Consider the following 18,231-nt stretch of genomic DNA (forward strand, 5'->3'; position numbering starts at 1 on the left):
CGACCTGAAAAAGCCCCCGGGCTTTCTCGCCCCAATTCAAGTTATAGAAGTAGTGAAATTTCAATGTCCGATTCCAATACCGCTGAAACCGTAGTCACCTTGTCGTCCAAAGCGGAATACGAAAACTCCATCAATCTTTCACAACACGTGCCCCAGGCCAAGACCATCAGCGAGATGGTGCTGGACGCTTTCCAGTCCACCCGCGAAAGCGACCAGATCCGCGAACTGCGTGCCGCCATCCGTCAGGCCCACGACAGCTTCGACGATGACAAAGCCTACGAACTGATGGGCCAGCTCAAGCAGCTCAAGGACGTCGAGGCCGCCGACATCGCCGCCCTCGAAGACCTGAGCAGCAAATTCCCGATCAGCCGCATCCTGTCCAGCTTCAAGGACGACCCGGCGTTCCAGGAAATCGTCTACGGCCTGGCCCTGAAAGTGCTGAACCAGACCCACCAGGCCATCAGCAACCCGGGCAGCGGCAAGAGCAAAGCCGCCAAGGCCAAGAAAGAAGTCGAAGTGTTCACCATCAGCAAGGACGGCATGAGCGTCACCTTGCCGTTGCGCACCCCGCGCTCGCGCCTGAACGTCGACCGTGAAGCCCTGGAATTCCTCGGTTTCACCTTCGTTGGTGAAGGCGAAGAGGCAGAACTGGAAAGCGAGACGTTCCTGGACAACAGCGGCGCCGAGCAAGCGGTCAACCGCAAGAACATCATCACCGCCCTGCAGCAGCAGACCGCGTTCGATGGGTACAGCATCGCAGCGCAGTAAGGCGCCCCACCCTGATCTGTGGTGAGAAGACTGCCTGTGGCGAGCGAGCTTGCTCGCGCTTGAGTGCGCAGCACTCAAAAAAAATCGGCAATTGCTGTCAGGTTTTTAGGGCCGCTACGCAGCCCAGCGCGAGCAAGCTCGCTCGCCACAGATCCGTCACGTAATACCTTTAAGAATGTAACACCCAAAGCCCCGCCATCTGAGCGGGGCTTTTTATTGCCCGTGATTCGGGCAAAACCGCGATTACTCTTCCAGTATCGACGCAGAACACCACTTCCCTTCACCCATGAGCACCACGGGTCCGCCTGCGGGGAGCGTCAACTCACTTTCCAGCCCAGACCTCAGTGGTGCAACTGCCGAGGTCATCATGAACACGACCCCCTTGTATCGCCAGTTGGCCAACCACTACCTGGACGCTATCCGCAGCGGCACCCTGAAAACCGGTGAACGCCTGCCCTCGATCCGGTTGATGATGGAAAAACACGCCGTCAGCCTGTCGACCGCCGTGCAGGTGTGCCGGGAACTGGAAGACTACGGTGTGCTGGAAGCCCGGCCGCGTTCCGGCAACTACATTCGCCAGCCCGACACCCTGCCCAGGCCCGCCCCGATTGCCCTGGCACCAGCGCCGGACACCCGCGCGTATGTCGGCATTCATGAACAGGTCTGCGCGGTGCTCAAGGCCAGTCAGCGCGCGACGATCAAGGTCAATTTTGCCAGCGCCTACTGCGCGCCTGAGCTTTATCCGCTCAAGACCTTGCAAGACAACATGATCAAGGCCCTGCGTTACGACGCCCGCCTGTTCGGCACCGCGGGCGGCGCCTGCGGCAACAGCGCATTGCGCAACATCCTGGCCCGGCGGGCACTGGCCAGCAAGACCCACCTGGCCCCCGAGCGGATCGTGATCACCAACGGCGCCACCGAAGCGATCAACCTGGCCTTGCGTGCGGTCACCCGCCCCGGCGACACCGTGGCCGTGGAGTCGCCGACCTTCTACGGTCTGCTGCAAACTCTCGAAAGCCTGAACCTGCGCGCGCTGGAAGTCCCGGCCTCGGCCCACACCGGGCTCAATCTGCAGGCCCTGCAACGGCTGCTGCAAGGCCCCGAACGGGTCAAGGCATTGATCGTCATTCCCAACCTGCAAAACCCGCTGGGCAGCATCATGCCCGACGCCAACAAGGCCCGGCTGGTGAAACTGTGCGCCGAGCACAACACCGTGCTGATCGAGGACGACACCTACGGCGACCTGGTGGACACCGAGCAGCCGCTGTCCACGCTCAAACATTGGGATAGCACCGACAACGTGATCTATTGCGCTTCGTTGAACAAAACCCTGGCACCGGGAATGCGCCTGGGCTGGATCAGCGCCGGCAAATGGCACGACCGCGTGGAGATGCTCAAACATGCGCAGTCGCGCGGGTGCGAGGCGTTATCGCAAATGGCGGCCAGCGAATTCATGCGTACACCCTCCTACGAGCGCTACCTACGGCGGTTGAGGAAAACCCTGACCCAACAACGTCAACAGATGAGCGAGGCGATTATTCGCTACTTCCCCCTCGGCACCCGCGTGACCAACCCCCAGGGCGGCACGTTGTTATGGGTTGAACTGCCTCGCCGGCATTCGTCCATCGCGTTTTTTCATGATGCGTTGAACGTCGGTATCCAGATTTCGCCTGGGGATATCTTTTCCAATGCCAATCGCTTCGATCACTTTGTGCGCATTGGCTGTGGCGCGCCGTATTCGCCGCGGATTGATGAAGCACTGCAGACGTTGGGGCGCATCCTGAAAAATCAGGGCTAACACTACCCCCTGTGGGGGTGATTTTCAGAGCGGATTCTGGTGCAGGCAAATGATATGCGGGTCGTCATTCCAGTGCGGGAAACGCTCGGCGATCAGCGGGTCGTGGCCGGGGATGACGTGGTCTTCGCCATCGGCCAGGCGGTCGATCTCGGTGAAGGCTTCGAGAGTTTGCGCCAGGTCATCGAGAATCGGAAACGGACTGCGCTGACGAATGTTGACCCACAAATGCGCGGCGTCCGAGGCCAGCACAATCCAGCCGCGCTCGGTATTGACCCGCACCACCTGGCTGCCCGGCGTATGCCCGCCCACCGGGTGCAGGGTCACGCCGGGAACTACCTCGACAACACCGTTGTGCAAACGCATCCGCCCTTCGAACAGCGGCGGCAGCGCCGACATCACGTCCTCGACCTCGTAGGTTTTGTTCACCGTGCGATGGGCCATTTTCGGCCCGGTGCAGAAACGCAGTTCCGCTTCCTGCAAATGCACCGTCGCCTTCGGGAACAGCCCGAGGTTGCCGGCATGATCCCAGTGCAAATGGGTTAGGACCAGGTGCTCGACCCGGGCCGGATTGATGTCCAGTTGCCGCAGGGATTCTTCCGGCAGGCGATACATCTGGCGATTGCGCCGGTCCGCCGTGGACGGCTGGAAACAGGTGTCGACCACGACCACCTGCTGCTCGTTGCGGATGACCCAGAAGTAGTAGTCCAGCGGCATCGGCGCATTCGGATCACCGCAGCAGGCGTCGTAGAGAAAGTTCTCCCTGGCGGTTCGCTGGGCGTTTGCGCCGACACGAATAGCGAAGACTTCGTACACAGGAGCAGACATGGACACCTCCGGGTTCAGGCGACCGCCGTGGTTTTGAGGGTCGGGCGGAAATCGAAATCGATCTGGTCGCTGATGCCCAGGTCCTGAGCCAGCTTATGCAGGCCGCTGTAGTCGCGCATGATGGTCGCGTTCTTGTTGCTCTCGCGGGTATCGGCAATGATCAGCGCCGCATCCTCGACCCCGAGCTGCGTCAGAATCGCCTCCCACATCGAGTAGTCCTGGGCGATAAAAGCACTCAGCGCCACCGACAGGTTGCGTGCGAAAAATTCCCGCTGGATGGGCTGCATGTTCGCGTACATGACCTTGGCCACTTCGGCCAGCACCTTGCTGTGGGCGTATTCGTCGCGGTTGTGCAGCTCGGCCACCCGGCAGTTCTGCGGCTGGATGGTCTGGTCGTCCGCCAGCAGGTCCAGATAGGCGTTGACGCTGATTTCGGCCACCACCGCAAAGGTGATCGCCGCCAGATCCCGCTGCCATTGCTCGGGCAGTGCTTCACGCTGGGCTTTGAGGCGCAGGTAAGTGACGGACGGCGGCAAGTCCAGATCCTGATCCAGCGCCCGGTCGAGTTTGGTCCGCTCGATGGCGCGCAGGTGCATCAGCGTGTGGTAGTGCTCGTCGATCAGGGTCTGTTGCATGGCCTCGCGAAAATGCCAGTCATCCTTGCCCAGGTACTGATTGGCGATGACGCTCAGCGCCGGATTGACCACATGTTCCTCGGCAGTGACGGTGCGCAGGTTGTAGCCGATCCACCCCCAGGTCACCACGCTGCTCTTGAGCTCGTCGCTCAAGGCCTGGAATTTCGGATGGTGAAAGAACGGCACCATGCACTCCGGGTAATCCGGGCGCGCCGGGTCGAATGCTTCGTTGACCTGGGCCCTGTCCGGCGAACACACCGTGGCGCGCTTGGTCCAGGCCTGGTTGAGCCGCACGATCAGTTGATGATCGACCTGGGCGATCTCGATTGCTGTTTGCATGACGCGATACCTGTAAGGCGCGTACCCGCCAAGGGGTACGCCAAAAGAATGAAGGGCGCCGGAAAAATCAGGCCAGCCAATAGCGGGTCAGGTTGCGCGCCGGGTCAGTGTAACGACTGCGGGCGTGGATCATTCGCCAGTTGTCCCAAATCAGCAGGCATCCGTCGGGAATCAGCACCGGAACGTTGTGCTCGACGAAGTACGCTTCGCCGAGCACGGCAAACCTGGCCAGTGGCGAGGTGCTGTTGGCAACCAGCGATTGCTGCAACGCTTCCTTGGACGGATTCACGTCGCCGTAGTGAAACTGGTTGTAGCTGAAGCGGAAAATATCCCCGTCTTCCGTAGGCGTGAGGATGTACTCCTTGACCCGCCGCTGTCCCGGTTCGCCCGGTTTGGCGGTGGCGATAAATTCTACCGGCGTGTCATCCAGCCACTCACGCAGTTGCGGCTCGCTGTGTTCCAGGGACTTGAGAAACTCGTAGCCGTCCACCAACCCGGTGTGCCCGCCACCGCACGTGGCCTGTTTATGGCAATGCAACGCCAGATAACGTGGCGGCGGCCCATAGACCGGCGCTTCAGTGTGCGGGCCGATGCCGTTCATGCTCTGGGAATACGGCAAGTCTTCGTAACCCGGCTTGCGGGTAATGGGAAAGGCCATCTGGCCGTTGAACTGCGGAATGATCGGGCCGAATTCGCGCAAGGTGCCTACGACATCATCGGCAAATTCGTCTGGGGTCAGCACCGTCCAGCCCAACGTCGACAGTTCTTCGTGACGATGGCCGAGTGAAATGCAAGGTTGAGACGCAACAATCCCTTGGTCTGACATGGTGAGATTCCTGGCGGGTGATCAGGCGTTTACGGTTGAGGTGTAAGCGGCGATGAAGTCGTGGCAGGCGTCGCCCGGTCGGTAGTGCTGTTCATCGATGCTCTGCACCGGGGTGATTTCGGCGGCGGTGCCGGTGAGAAAACACTCGTCGAAGTCGCCAAGCTCCGTAGGCAAAATCGTGCGTTCGACCACCTGGTAGTCCAGCGCCTTGGCCAGTTCGATCACCGTCTGGCGGGTGATGCCGTTGAGGAAGCAATCCGCTGCCGGGGTGTGCAGCGTCCGGCCTTTGACGAAGAACACATTGGCACTGGTGGCTTCGGCGACGTGGCCGCGCCAGTCGAGCATCAGCGCATCGTGGTAACCCGTGTTCTCGGCGTCGTGCTTGCTCAGTGTGGCGATCTGGTAATGCCCGGAGGCCTTGGCTTCGAACGGGCTGCTGCTCGGTGGCGGGCGGCGCCAGCTCGCGGTTTTCAAGCGGATGCCGGCCATGCGCGCCGCCGGGTCGAAATAGCTCGGCCACTGCCAGCACGCGATGGCCACATGCACACGATTGAAACGCGCCGAGGTGGAAATCATCTCGCTGCCGCGCCAGGCCACCGGGCGCAGGTAGCCATCGACGACCTTGTTGCGTTGCAGCAGTTCGTGGCTGGCCGCCTCCAGTTCAGCCAGCGCATAGGGGATGGCAAAGTCCATCAGTTGCGCCGAGCGATACAAGCGCTCGCTGTGTTCGCGCAGCTTGAAGATTCTGCCGTTGTAAACCCGCTCGCCTTCATACACGGTGCTCGCGTAATGCAGGCCATGGGTCAGCACATGCAACTGTGCCCGGGACCACTCGACGAACTCGCCGTCGAGCCAGATAACGCCCTCGCGCTGATCAAACGGGATACTGCTCATATCCATATCTCCCCATTGTTCATGATTTTTCCTACGCCGTTTCCAGCAACACGGGTATCAATTCCGGCACGGCGGTGAGCTCGGTCTGAAAGAAGAACGCCCGCTCGCCGAAGGCCGGTTGCAGGTCATCGAACCAGGTCACTTGCGGATCGAAGCGCGCGTAGAACGTGCGCAACACCCATTGCGGATTGCGTGCCTGAAGGAACTGCAAGACGAAGACTTTTTCCCCGGCGACAGTCTCGATGCCGTTGATCAACACCTTGCCGTAGAAGGTGCTCATGGACGGCCCGCGCACCGTGCGCGCAAGCCCCGACACCGTGCGGTACGCCGCCTGGAAGATCTCGAAGGCCCGGGCCAGCGGCATCGCGAAGTAATGGCTGGGGCCGGTATCGCGCTCGACGAACATGTAATAAGGCACGGCCCCGAGCCGTACCCCTTCGGTCCACAGCGCGGCCCAATCGGCGGGGTTTTCGTTGATATGGCGGATCAGCGGCGCCTGCATGCGCACCGTCGCGCCCGTCGAGCGAATGCGCTCGACGGCCCGGCGGGCTATGGCCTGACGGATCTCCACCGGGTGGTTGTAGTGGCCCATGATCGACAGGTTTTTCCCCGCCGCAACGATGCGCTGGAACAGCTCCAGCAACTCGGGCGCATCCTTGTCGCTGACAAAACGCTGCGGCCAGTACGCCACGGACTTGGTGCCGATACGGATGTTCTTCAGGTGTGGCAACGCCAGCAGCGGCTCGATGTAACCGGCCAGGGAGCGGGTGTTCATGATCATCGGGTCGCCGCCGGTAATCAGCACGTCGGTGACTTCGCTGTGCACCCTCAGGTAACTGACCAGTTCCTGGGACTCGCGGGCGTTGAACTTGAGTTCTTCCTCGCCGATGAACTGCGCCCAGCGGAAACAGAAGGTGCAGTACGCGTGACAGGTCTGACCGGCACCGGGGAAAAACAGCACGGTCTCGCGGTACTTGTGCTGGATGCCCGGCAGGATTTTGCCGTTGAGGGTGACACCGTTGTGGGTCAACTGCCCGGCCGGATGCGGGTTCATGCGCCGCCAGATCGCCTCGATCCGACGCTTGATCGCTGCGCTGTCATCCAGCTCGATCAATTGCTTGAGCGAGGCATATTCCTCCGCCAGCAACATGTCCTTGTGGGGAAAGGTCATACGGAAAACAGGATCGTCCGGAATGTTGTTCCAGTCGATCAGCGTGCCCAGCACGTATTCGTTGGTGCGAAACGGCATGACCCGCGCCACCACGGTCATGGCCTCCTGCAACGCCGGCGTCAGCTTGTGCCAGTAAGGTGTGTCGCGGATGGTGCGTGAGTTATAGGGTTTGTAGCGTTCGTGCTCCGACAGTCCTTGCATGGCCGCGCTCCTGGTGATTGCCCTGAGTGTTGTTACGCGATGGCCGGCGCTTTGCGCTCTATGTCCATCCACGCCCGGACGCTGTCGCGATCCCACTGGCGACGCACATACGCCGCGAGCCGCGCCGGTACCGGATCGCCGTTGGCAACCAGTCGGTTGAGCATGATTGCAAGGTCGGTGTCGGCAATGCTCCAGTCACCGAACAGATGCTCGGCGCCCTCTTCCAGCAAATGGTCGGCGACGAAGAACAAGCGTTCGACGGCAGCTTGGGCCTCGTCGGACAGCGCAGTGTTTTTCTTGCCGAAATACACCAGGTCAAACGGGCGCTCCTTGCGTACCACCAGCAAGTCACTGCGCAACCAGGCCTGCAATTGGCGAGCACGGGCGCGCAGCTGGATGTCCTGCGGATATAGTTTTTTATGCCCGGGAGAGAGCTCATCGAGGTATTCGGCAATCGCCGATGATTCCGACAAGGCAAAATCGTCGTGAACTAACGTTGGAATCTTGCAGGTCAGCGAAAGATCGCGATAACTCGCCAGATAGTTTTCGCGTGCTTTTAGATCAACCGTAACAAGTTCAAATGAAAGTTGCTTTTCCTTGAGTGCCACAAAAGCCGACATCGCAAAAGCGCTGACATGATCGGCACCGACATACAATTTTAGCTTCCTGTTTTCCATAGAACACTCCATTGACCAACTGCAGGAATTGACGTGCATTGGAAGTGATCGTAGTTAGTTGAATGAAGGCTGAATAGATACAGAATTTGTCCGTTTCAATCGATACAGAAAGTTGATTTACACCGACAGATACGCAGCCAAAACCCCGGCAATAACGCTGCAAAAGGCGATACGGAGCAGGTCTGAAAAACAAAAAAAAGGGAGCCCACGAAAGTGGGCTCCCTGGGCTGATGCGGTGGGAAATTACGGTTGGGTGGTGATCAGGCCATGGCTGTCGGCGAAGTTCGAAAGCAGTGCCATTTGCGGCATATTGCTCATGTTCAGCATCGCCAAAGGCTCGTGATTACTGGTGTTGACGAAGCCGTGCCTGGTCCATGCCGGCACCAGCAGTACATCGCCGCTGCTGACGTTGACCCCATCGGCATCGCCGAGGGTCAACACGCCCCTGCCGCACTGGATGACAAACAGATGCCACCAGGAATGGGCATGGCCGTTGAGCGTCACACCGGGGTTCAGCCATTGCATGGCGATCGCCATGCCAGGCGTCACCTCACAGCCCTCAATGCTTTTGTCGTGAGCCAACGCGACAATATCAACGTCGCCGGCTTCAAGGGTCTGACGCATACCCGCCAGTTCAGTGCCTTTCCATACCTTGGGACTTGGCGGTCGATGGTGCAGGCTCTGACGAAAGTCCTTATATGAAAAAAACGCACCTTGAAAGTTATCCATTCGCACGTCCTTTCTTTTTATTACCCATACTTTAGCGCTAAACCTTAAGTTAACGGTTCAGCGCTGTAAAGTCGGGAAACAACTTACAAAACCGATGGGCGCAAGGCGGCGATCATGTCCACTTCTATCGCGGCATTCTTGGGTAACTGATAAACACCCACCGTGGTGCGGGTATGTTTACCGGCATCACCCAGCACATGGCTGAACACATCCGAGGCGCCGTTGGCCACTTCACTCAAATCGACAAAGTCCGCCGTGGACTTCACATAGACCGTTACCCGGATCAATGACTTGATCTTGTCCAGCGAACCAATGGCATCGACGATCAACGCCAGCCCACGCATCGCGCTGATGCTGGCGGCCGCTTGCGCATCGGCCAAGCTGAGGTCCAGGCCGACGCGGCCAGGGTAATGGATCTTGCCGTTCATGCGCGGCACCAGGCCGCTGATGTACAGCTCATCGTGATGACGGATCAGCGGTGCGTAATGCCCGCCTGCGGTGTTTTCGCCGTAGATGTCATAACCAAACTCTTTGGCCAGGGCGATGAAGCGTTCATCGCAGGTCATGTGCTGGATCATTGATCGAACCCTCTTAATCAGTAATGCAAAAAACGGGTGCTTGCAGGCTCAACACACGGCGCGGGTCGCCGGTGCCAGGCAAGTCACCTCAATGCGTGACTCAATCGCCTCGGCCAGACGCAACAGGTCGTTGCTCAGTTGCCCGTAGTGTTCGTTGAACAACACGATGTGGCCGATGAATGAGAAGTTGTCTTTCACTAACGCGCTGACGGAGTCGCCGATACGCTTGGCGTACTGGCCCTCCACCAGCTCGATACGCAGGGCGCGGGCCAAGGCCTTGATGTCGGGCGTCGCGCGCAGGATTCCGCCGGCCGGCGCCCTGAGCAGTCGAATGCCGCAATAGCCGCGGGCCACGGGCTCATGCTGTTCGGTCTGCCCTTCCACCGCCCAGCGCACCCAACGTTCCCATGGGTCGAAATTGACGAAGGCGCGTTTGGCCAGGTCCCAGATGTGCATGCCGCCGGGGCGCATGTTGGTTTCCACGGCGGAGGTCAGGTTGTCGCTGCGCAGGAACACTTCGTTGTGCCAGGCACCATTGGCCTGGGATACCAAACCCGACATATGCCGACCGGCAGCCATCAAACGTGCCTGAACCTCAGCCGCAAGCGGTGCGGGCACAACTTGCTGGATCTCTGCGCGGTAGGCGCCTTCGGTGGTGGTTTTTTCAGTCACCCAGGTGCTGCCGGCCACGCAGTCCCAGCTGTATTCGCGGGCGTTCTGCACCAGCGCTTCAAGGACGATGCCGCCTTCGCGGTAAGGCTTCAGGGCGAGCCAGGCGTCATCGCATTCCGAAGGGTGATGGATGACGCGACAGCCCCGGCTCGCGCCTTCGCAGGCCGGCTTGATGAAGGCTTTTCCGCCCAGTTCGACGACACGCTGGCGCAGTTCCGACAGGCTTTCGACCCGCGCGGAAAACACCGGTCGGTATTCTCCGGGGGAGGTGCTGGCCGCCGCTTCGAGCCGACGGAAGATCTGCTTGTCCAGACCCGCCCGCGCTTCGCCTGGGGTAATGCCCGGCAGGTCGAAGTGAGTGGCCAGCGCTGCACCGAGCAGCACGCCGCGATCGGAGAACGGCAGTACGCCGATCAGCTTCCAGCTATCGGCATTCAGGCACCCCACCACCAGTTCAAGGGACGCCGCCACGTCTTTCTCGGCCAGCGAAGTGCTGCAGACGTGATCGGCCACTTGGTCGTCATGGGGCTGAATTTTCTCGACCAGCAGGATGAGCCTGGCGTTGTAGAGCGACTTGCACAGCTCGCGCAGTTTCTGGATGTCGTGAACCCGATTGCCGTTGTAACCGACCACTACTACGCATGAAGTCGTATTCATAATGCCCCCGACCTGCAAAGTGAAAACCGCAACGGCGATGACTCAGTCATGCAACGACGCATTGGATTTACGGTTGAGCCAATACCAGGCCAGGATCCCTGCGGCACCGATGGCGGCCAGCACCAGCGCGTTGTACGGCGCCGGCACCACCCGCATGATCAACACGGTCAGCCCGGCCCCCACCCCCAGGGACACTTCCTTGACGAACATGTTGTTTTGCTTGACCGAGAAGTAGTCGAGGTAGCTGAAGGCGCACTCGGCAATGGACAGCAGCGCCACCCAGACCAGCGCCCCGGCGAGGGTTTCGACGTGGAACGCGGCGGGCGAAGACAGAACGGCAAAGCCGCCGACGATGATCCCGATCACCGCCACGACCTTGAAGCGCCCGGTGCGCTCGATCAGCTTCATCACCGGCACCTGGGCGAACACCACCACGGCGCTGTTGAGGATCAGCATCAAGCCGTACCAAGCCGGCAGCTCGCCGGTCTTGAGCAGAATCGCCTGTGGCAGGATCGAGAACACCCCGAACAGCTTGATGCCCATGATGATGCCGGCGATCACCCAGGGCAGTTTGTTGCCCCAGTTGCTGCCGGCCTGACTGGCCGGGCGGGCCAGCACCGGTTCGGTGGTGAAGGTTGCGCCGAGGGCGATCGGCAGGCACAGCAACACGAACGCCGCCGCACCGAGGAAAAACATCGTAGGCGTGAGAAGCGGCGACAACAGGATCAAACCGGCCACCAGGCTGCCCATGTTCATGGCCACGCGGTTGTAAGCCGCGCCTTCCTTGGTCTGGGCCGCTTCGCTCTTGATCAGGTAACCGGCGATGGCAATGCCGTAGGCAAACAACGCGGCAGCAAACATCACCATGCCTTGATGGCTGGTCAGCGCGAGCAGCACCAGGCCGAGCCCGGCACACAGCAGGGTGACGCTCAGGGAACGGCGGCCAAGCACCAGTAAAGTCAGGGGCAACAGCAGCAACAAGGCGCGATATCCAAGGGCCAGGATGCTGTTGGTGGCCGTGTCGAGCCAGACGTTGGCCTTGCCCAGCACCGCAAACAGCGAGACAGCGGTGATGATCCGGATCGTGAATAACCGCAGGTTAATGACCGGTTTGGCTACCGCGACCGTTGTTTCGACACCCATGCAACACCTCAGGAACCAGGTGAATGCCCGCCGACAAAGGCCGACATTCAGAAAAGTCTGTAAGGGCATGGTAGAGAGAGAGGCTTGTCCTGATCAGAGCAAGTTCGTATAGAATCCAACGAACTTTACTGCCGGAGAGACCAGTAAAATGCAGGTTCAACGTGCAGTCATTGCCGCCATTGAATTCCAGCCCGGCGTGCCGCTGGTGCAGCAGATCGTCGATCAACTGACCCAGGCCATCAGCACGGGTGGCCTACCCCACGGCGCCAAGCTGCCGCCGATTCGCGAACTCTCCGACTTGATGAACGTGGGTAAATCCACGGTGGTCGATGCCCTGGACCGCATGCGGGCCAAGGGGCTGGTGGTGTCGCGCCAGGGCTCCGGGCATTACGTGCATCGCTCCGAAGCGGCGCTGAAAAGTGGCACCGGCCCAGACCTGCAACCCCAGGACACCCTCAGCGTGATTCGTCGCGCCTTGCTGCTGGACAACGGCACGCTGCGCCCCGGCTGCGGCTTTCTGCCGACCTCGTGGCTACCCGCCGAAGAATTGCAGAAAGCCGTGCGCAGTACCCTGCGAGCAACGTCGTTGCGCATGGGCGAGTACGGCGTGGCCGGCGGTTACGTGCCGTTGCGCCAGGCCCTGCGGGTCAAACTGGCGACCTTCGGCATCGAAGCGCCGGTGGACCAGATCATCACCACCGCCAACACCATGCAGGCCATCGACCTGCTGATGCGCCTGCTGGTCAAACCCGGCGACACCGTGCTGCTCGACGACCCCTGCTACTTCAACATGCACGCCAACCTGGCATTGCACGGGGCCAAAGTCATCACCATCGCCCGGGATTGCGACGGCATGGACCTCGACGCCTTCGAGCAACTGCTGATAGCCCACAAACCCGTGCTGTACATGACCAACAGCACGCTGCATAACCCCACCGGCCACTCGTTCACCCCGGCTCAGGTCTACCGCTTGCTGGAACTGAGCCACCGCCATGGCTTGCACATCGTCGAAGACGATCTGTACTGCGACATCCAGCAACGCCGCACCCCACGCCTGGCGGCCAGCGGGCTGGACAACGTGAGCTATGTGTCGGGCTTCTCCAAGACCCTGACCGCCAACAGCCGCGTCAGCTACACCGTGCTCTCGCCACAATTGGCGGCACGCATGGTCGCCCTGAAAATGGCCTGCGGCGGGGTGACGTCGGAGCTGGCGGAGCAGATCACCTGCACCATGCTCAGCGACGGCAGCTATGCCAAACATGCGCGGCGTACGGTGGATCGGTTGTATGAATCCAATAGCCGTGTGGCGAGTTGGTTGGCGGAGGCTGGGTGCTCGCTTTCCTCGTTGCCCGGCGAAGGTGTGTTTATCTGGGCACGGTTGCCGGAGGGCTTGCACGCCGAGAATCTGGCTCGCCAAGGGCTGGAGAACAATATGGTATTGGCGCCGGGCACGTTGCTGAGCAAAGGGCCGGATGCCAGTCAGTTCCTGCGATTCAACGTGGCTCACAGCGACAGCTTGCAGGTGCGGGAGCGGTTTTTCCGGTTGCTCGACACTGCCCAAAAATAACCGACACGCCTCAAATCCTGTGGGAGCGGGCTTGCCCGAGATGGGGCCGTCACATCCAGCATCAATGTCGCCTAACACACTGCCATCGCGGGCAAGCCCGCTCCCACAGGGTCTGCGGTGTCCCGGCCATCCCCGGCCACCAGATCGCTACGATTGCCGACCTCATCCTTGCCGGCTAACTTCGCCCGGTCGCTGCCAATTCAGCGACCGGGCCTGATAACCCGGGTAAGATACGGGCGCACAAGCGCCATCAATCACGATTGCCGGCGCTTTTTTGTGTCTACACACTCGTGCAATGGCGGCTGTGCGTGGGAGACCTTCGGGTCTGCCGGTTTCCTGTATCTCCGGTTTATCAGCCCACGCATAGCTGCCACCCTTCGCCTGATAACGAACGTGGTAGCTCTCAACTTGATATGGGAGTTTTACTCATGAACGCTATTGATCCGTCTGCTACACCAGTCATACCCCTCCACCTCCAGCCCAGTAAGAGGTGAAGCCCAATGACCAATCCCCAAGACCTCAAAACCATCGGCCTCACCCCGTTCTCCTACCACGCCAACGAACCACTGTTCCGCATCAATGCCGGTGTCCCGGTGATCGAAGCCCTCTACCACGCCTCCGACCTGCTCCACCTCGCAAAACTGCTCGCCTCAGACGCCGCCATGGTTCGCGATTCCGACCGACATGCCTGGGCCTCGCATTTTTTGCAGGACATGAGCAAGGCAATCATCGATGACGTGGTGAAAGTGCTCGACGCACCGTGTAACAACCGCGCCTAAATGAAAAAGCCCCGCGTTTCTAGAGAAACGTGGGGCTTTGAATGTTCGTGTCGTGCCCTGAATCATACTTACTAGTGCAGCACTCTAGTCGCTACTCGACAGCAATTTCAGTTTGTTGTTTTTCCTCTTCCTGCGCCCTAAGCAAGGCTTGCGTAACCTGCTCGATGTAGTCAAATACTTCTTCCTGAACCGAGTACTTGAATTGCTTACGGCGGTGCTTCGACACCATGCCATTTTGCGCTAGGCACATCATCGCCAGGTTGGACAAGTCACTGCCCCTGACGTCGTAGCGCTCATCGACTGCCTTGACGATCTTGTCGTAGTTTTCGAGAAAAACAGTCTCCTCACGCAACTCAACTTCAAGCGCTCGCTTGGCCATTTCCAGAGTGAACCGCACACCTGGCGTAGCATCCCAGAAACGATAGATTGCCGGATGCCCCGTGAAGTTGAACGACAAGTTTCCTTGATCAATCCATCGGACGTCCCAGAACTCACGCGCAGGACGAGAGAACTCCTGCAAGGTTTCCAGATACAGACGCTCTTCTCGCTTCATTGCAACCGATACGGGGAGCAGAAAGCCGTTTTCCAAAGCACCTGCACGGCACAGTGTCTGATGGATGAGAAAGCGAGAAAGTCGACCATTTCCATCCATGAAAGGGTGTAGGAAGACGAAACCGAATGAAATGACTCCGGCGGCAACTAGTGGGTCAATGTGCTTTGTCGCTTCATTTCCCAAAGCCATAAGCTGATCCATCAGCTCCCGACACAGATCAGGTGCAGGCGGAACAAACGTTACACCCGCAGCACCTTGCAGACCATTTGCCAAGTGGTTCTGCTCATGGCGGAACGCAGCAGCCATATCATAGGGATTGGAAATCGTCGCATTCTGGAGGGTCACCAAGTAATCCTCGCTCAATGGAATGCGTTCATGCGCCTGTCTGAGCAATTGAATAAAACGTCTGGATTTTTCCTCGCTCGGCGAATCCTTCTCGATGGCAAACGAGTCCCGGGTTTCATTCAGGTAGGCCCAGTTGATCGCTCGATCCATCATTCCTGATGGCAGGTTCTGAATGAATTGCTGGGCGCGCGCAAGAATATCGTGCTCTAGCAGAGCAGTGATTTGAGGTGTCCGTTCAACTGTCGCGCAGTAAGCCAAAGTGCCAATACCGTTGAACTCCACACGCCAGCGAGAGTTGCGCTCCCCTGGCATCGTCAAATACTGTTTCGGGTCGAATAAAGGGATGAAGCTACCCTTTACTGGAGAGTGCTGAGTCAAGCCTTCGCCAGTGAACGCTTCGTAAAGGAAACAAGCCTTGCGGATGTAGATCCCGTTCGGAGCTTTTTGCAATTCGGCCTCAAGTGCTTGTGCCGGAATCTGAGGCAACGCTTGGGCTAGAATGGTGAGGTTGATGCCTTCATGCTTCAAGGCGAAGAGCACATGCCCCAACAGATCGTCTGAAGCAGGGGCAATCCCAGGTGGAACTGCCAATGTGTCACCGATTCGCTCAAGACGTGTAACGGGCTGCACCTTGGCGGGCTGGCGCAAAGGAAAGGCTGAAAGCTGCAGCGTGTCTTGCAGGCATGCGTACCCAGCTGAACTCATCGCGCAGATCCTCCTTTTGATCAGGCCGGACATTTTTTCTTTAGTCGGCCAATAAAATCTTAATATTCCAAGATTATCTCAATTTTTTCTTAAGTCGCAGTTTAAATGCTTGTCGCCTGGAAGCGCATGCGCCTGGAGTTCTTGCGTACCCATATCAGCGATTTGCAAGTCTTCCACCGCATTGCGGCCCTTCATAAACATGGCTTCGCGTTGAACTCTCATTTCTTCAACGCCCTGTATCAACTCGTCAAACAGGTTCCGTTCTCTCATTCATCCCTCCTCTAATGTCATCGAAGACGTATACGTCGCCGATGTTGTCTGCCCTACTGATCTATTAATGGGTGGATAGAGACCCTACCCGAGCAATGCAGGTGCCGGCGTTAGGACATTTCCCAAATGCCATACTCCGTTTTCCGAAATGACTAAAATCCCCCCAACAAAAAGCCCCGCTCTTCTCTCGAAGGCGGGGCTTTTCGATTCAGCATCCGACGCTTAAGGCGCGTACGTCAGCAGCAACTCGCTCGGCACTTTGAAGTCCAGGGACATCATCACGCTCAACGCGGTAATGGTGAAGATCGAGAACACGAACAGCTTGCGTGCCCAGACCGTGTCATCCACTGCCTTGTAGCCGGTCCAGGCCATGTACAGCCAGTACATGCCCATGGCCGCGGCGACGGCGAGGTAGCTCATGCCGGCGTAGCCGCTGAAGGTCAGCATCAAGGTCGCCACGAGGAAGGCCAGGATGTAGATCAGGATGTGCTTCTTGGCCACCTGGATGCCGCGCTTCACTGGCAGCACCGGAATCGATGCGGCCAGGTAATCGTTGAAGCGGAAGATCGCGATGGCGTAGGAATGCGGCATCTGCCACAGGCTGAACATCACCAGCAGGGTCAGCGCGGCCATGTCGAAGGTGTTGCTGACTGCGACGTAGCCAATCACCGGCGGCATGGCGCCCGACAGACTGCCCACCAGCGTGCCGTGAACCGACTTGCGCTTGAGGTACAGGCTGTAGAAGCCGACGTAGATCACGAAGCCGATCACCGCGAACAACGCGGCCAACGGGTTGGCCACCTTGTACAACAGGGCAACGCCGGCGACACCCAGGACGGTCGCATAGATCAGGGCCAGTTTCAGGGAGATCAAGCCCTGGACCAGCACCCGGTTCTTGGTGCGTTCCATCTTCAGGTCGATGTCGCGGTCGATGCAGTTGTTGAACACGCAACCGGAGGCAACCACCAGGGACGTGCCGATCATGGCGGCCAGGAAGATGGCCAGATCGACATGCCCTTTGGAGGCCAGGAAAAATCCGCCTGCCACAGAAAGCACGTTACCGAAAATGATCCCCGGTTTGGTGATTTGGATAAAGTGCTTGAGGGACATGCGGACTTACCTCACTTCGCCATCATGAACGTGTGGATGCTGAACATGATCCACAGCGACAGGCCAACCAGCAGGACGATCACGATCGCGGCGAAAACAAACGCAATCACGTTGTTACGCTGCGCGGCCGAACGGTCCAGGTGCAGGAAGTACACCAGGTGCACCAGCACCTGGATGACTGCGAACGCGACGACGATCATCAGAGTGATCGACTTCGGCAGCGTCGGGTACATCACCAGACCGAACGGAATCAGGGTCAGGATCACTGACAGGATGAAACCGATGCCGTAGGACTTGACGCTGCCGTGACCGGCGTCGTGGCTGTCATGGCCATTTTGGGAATGAGCTGCGTTAGCCATTTACATAGTCCCCATCAGATAAACAACGGTGAATACGCAGATCCACACGACGTCCAGGAAGTGCCAGAACAGGCTCAGGCAGCTCAGACGGGTCTTGTTGGTCGCCGTCAGGCCGTTTTTCTGCACCTGATACATCATGATCGCCATCCAGATCAGACCGCTGGTCACGTGCAGACCGTGGGTGCCGACCAGGGTGAAGAACCCGGACAGGAAGCCGCTGCGGCTAGGGCCGTAGCCTTCGGAGATCAGCATGTGGAACTCGTTGATCTCCATGCCGATGAAGCCGGCACCGAACAGGAAGGTCAGGGCCAGCCAGCCCAGGACCTGCTTCTTGTTGCCACGGAAGAACGCCAGCATGGCGAAGCCGTAGGTGATCGAACTGAACAGCAGCAGAGCGGTTTCGCCCAGTACGTATGGCAGTTCGAAGATGTCGTGGCCCGACGGGCCACCCGCTACGTTGTTAACCAGTACCGCGTACGCCGCGAAGATCGACGCAAACAGAATGCAGTCGGTCATCAGGTAGAGCCAGAAACCGAATACGGTCATCTCGCCCGAGTCGTGGTGATGGTCATCATGCCCATGTCCATCGACATGGGTGTGTCCAGCATTGGTCACTAAGTTCGACATGGT

At 59.1% G+C, this 18,231-nt stretch carries 19 protein-coding genes; 4 read left to right on the forward strand and 15 right to left on the reverse strand.

Annotated features, from left to right (window positions below; genetic code table 11):
• Positions 1–63 precede the first annotated feature (63 nt).
• Positions 64–768, forward strand: a complete 705-nt coding sequence (locus tag KGA85_RS22585; RefSeq protein ID WP_223459086.1) for a hypothetical protein — start codon at positions 64–66, stop codon at positions 766–768.
• A gap of 367 nt (positions 769–1,135) precedes the next feature.
• On the forward strand, positions 1,136–2,566 hold the full coding sequence (locus tag KGA85_RS22590) for a PLP-dependent aminotransferase family protein (protein ID WP_223459087.1): 1,431 nt from the start codon (positions 1,136–1,138) through the stop codon (positions 2,564–2,566).
• 24 nt (positions 2,567–2,590) lie between these two features.
• Here the strand turns inward: KGA85_RS22590 and KGA85_RS22595 are convergent, their stop codons facing one another.
• From KGA85_RS22595 to KGA85_RS22640, 10 genes are all read right to left on the reverse strand, one after another.
• Positions 2,591–3,391, reverse strand: coding sequence for an N-acyl homoserine lactonase family protein (locus tag KGA85_RS22595; RefSeq protein WP_223543387.1), 801 nt, complete (start codon positions 3,389–3,391; stop codon positions 2,591–2,593).
• 14 nt (positions 3,392–3,405) lie between these two features.
• Positions 3,406–4,365 (reverse strand): diiron oxygenase, encoded by a 960-nt coding sequence (locus KGA85_RS22600; RefSeq protein ID WP_223543388.1) that lies wholly within the window; start codon positions 4,363–4,365, stop codon positions 3,406–3,408.
• A 67-nt stretch (positions 4,366–4,432) separates the two neighbouring features.
• A complete protein-coding gene (locus KGA85_RS22605; protein WP_223459092.1) occupies positions 4,433–5,191 on the reverse strand; it encodes a TauD/TfdA family dioxygenase in 759 nt (252 codons plus the stop codon).
• A 21-nt stretch (positions 5,192–5,212) separates the two neighbouring features.
• Complete coding sequence (locus KGA85_RS22610) at positions 5,213–6,085, reverse strand: branched-chain amino acid aminotransferase (protein ID WP_223459094.1); 873 nt, start codon at positions 6,083–6,085, stop codon at positions 5,213–5,215.
• Positions 6,086–6,116: 31 nt separating this feature from the next.
• Positions 6,117–7,457, reverse strand: coding sequence for a KamA family radical SAM protein (locus KGA85_RS22615; protein ID WP_223459095.1), 1,341 nt, complete (start codon positions 7,455–7,457; stop codon positions 6,117–6,119).
• 32 nt (positions 7,458–7,489) lie between these two features.
• Complete coding sequence (gene yfcF / locus KGA85_RS22620; protein WP_223459097.1) at positions 7,490–8,134, reverse strand: glutathione transferase; 645 nt, start codon at positions 8,132–8,134, stop codon at positions 7,490–7,492.
• Between the two features lie 243 nt (positions 8,135–8,377).
• Entirely contained in the window at positions 8,378–8,863 is a 486-nt protein-coding gene (locus tag KGA85_RS22625; RefSeq protein ID WP_223459099.1) for a cupin domain-containing protein, read from the reverse strand.
• Between the two features lie 83 nt (positions 8,864–8,946).
• A complete protein-coding gene (locus KGA85_RS22630; RefSeq protein ID WP_150727357.1) occupies positions 8,947–9,441 on the reverse strand; it encodes a RidA family protein in 495 nt (164 codons plus the stop codon).
• 48 nt (positions 9,442–9,489) lie between these two features.
• Positions 9,490–10,770, reverse strand: a complete 1,281-nt coding sequence (locus KGA85_RS22635; protein WP_223459102.1) for an acetyl-CoA carboxylase biotin carboxylase subunit family protein — start codon at positions 10,768–10,770, stop codon at positions 9,490–9,492.
• A gap of 42 nt (positions 10,771–10,812) precedes the next feature.
• A complete protein-coding gene (locus KGA85_RS22640) occupies positions 10,813–11,913 on the reverse strand; it encodes a hypothetical protein (protein ID WP_223459103.1) in 1,101 nt (366 codons plus the stop codon).
• A gap of 148 nt (positions 11,914–12,061) precedes the next feature.
• Here KGA85_RS22640 and KGA85_RS22645 point away from each other — a divergent pair, with 148 nt between their 5' ends.
• Both KGA85_RS22645 and KGA85_RS22650 read left to right on the forward strand, forming a co-directional pair.
• Positions 12,062–13,480 (forward strand): PLP-dependent aminotransferase family protein, encoded by a 1,419-nt coding sequence (locus KGA85_RS22645; protein WP_223459105.1) that lies wholly within the window; start codon positions 12,062–12,064, stop codon positions 13,478–13,480.
• A 500-nt stretch (positions 13,481–13,980) separates the two neighbouring features.
• The gene (locus KGA85_RS22650) at positions 13,981–14,259 is read left to right on the forward strand and encodes a DUF3077 domain-containing protein (protein ID WP_015093561.1); all 279 of its coding nucleotides are present in this window, start codon (positions 13,981–13,983) and stop codon (positions 14,257–14,259) included.
• 91 nt (positions 14,260–14,350) lie between these two features.
• Here the strand turns inward: KGA85_RS22650 and KGA85_RS22655 are convergent, their stop codons facing one another.
• The 5 genes from KGA85_RS22655 to KGA85_RS22675 all read right to left on the reverse strand — a co-directional run bounded on the left by KGA85_RS22655 (position 14,351) and on the right by KGA85_RS22675 (position 18,228).
• On the reverse strand, positions 14,351–15,862 hold the full coding sequence (locus tag KGA85_RS22655) for a Fic family protein (RefSeq protein WP_223532690.1): 1,512 nt from the start codon (positions 15,860–15,862) through the stop codon (positions 14,351–14,353).
• 78 nt (positions 15,863–15,940) lie between these two features.
• Positions 15,941–16,132, reverse strand: a complete 192-nt coding sequence (locus KGA85_RS22660) for a hypothetical protein (protein WP_223459107.1) — start codon at positions 16,130–16,132, stop codon at positions 15,941–15,943.
• A 222-nt stretch (positions 16,133–16,354) separates the two neighbouring features.
• Positions 16,355–17,242 carry a heme o synthase gene (gene cyoE / locus KGA85_RS22665; RefSeq protein WP_223459108.1) on the reverse strand — a complete coding sequence of 296 codons (888 nt, stop codon included), beginning with the start codon at positions 17,240–17,242 and terminating at the stop codon, positions 16,355–16,357.
• An 11-nt stretch (positions 17,243–17,253) separates the two neighbouring features.
• On the reverse strand, positions 17,254–17,601 hold the full coding sequence (gene cyoD, locus KGA85_RS22670) for a cytochrome o ubiquinol oxidase subunit IV (RefSeq protein WP_223459110.1): 348 nt from the start codon (positions 17,599–17,601) through the stop codon (positions 17,254–17,256).
• On the reverse strand, positions 17,602–18,228 hold the full coding sequence (locus KGA85_RS22675; RefSeq protein WP_007986828.1) for a cytochrome o ubiquinol oxidase subunit III: 627 nt from the start codon (positions 18,226–18,228) through the stop codon (positions 17,602–17,604).
• Positions 18,229–18,231: the final 3 nt, after the last annotated feature.

Source organism: Pseudomonas sp. GL-B-12, from assembly GCF_019955895.1.
Lineage (GTDB): Bacteria > Pseudomonadota > Gammaproteobacteria > Pseudomonadales > Pseudomonadaceae > Aquipseudomonas.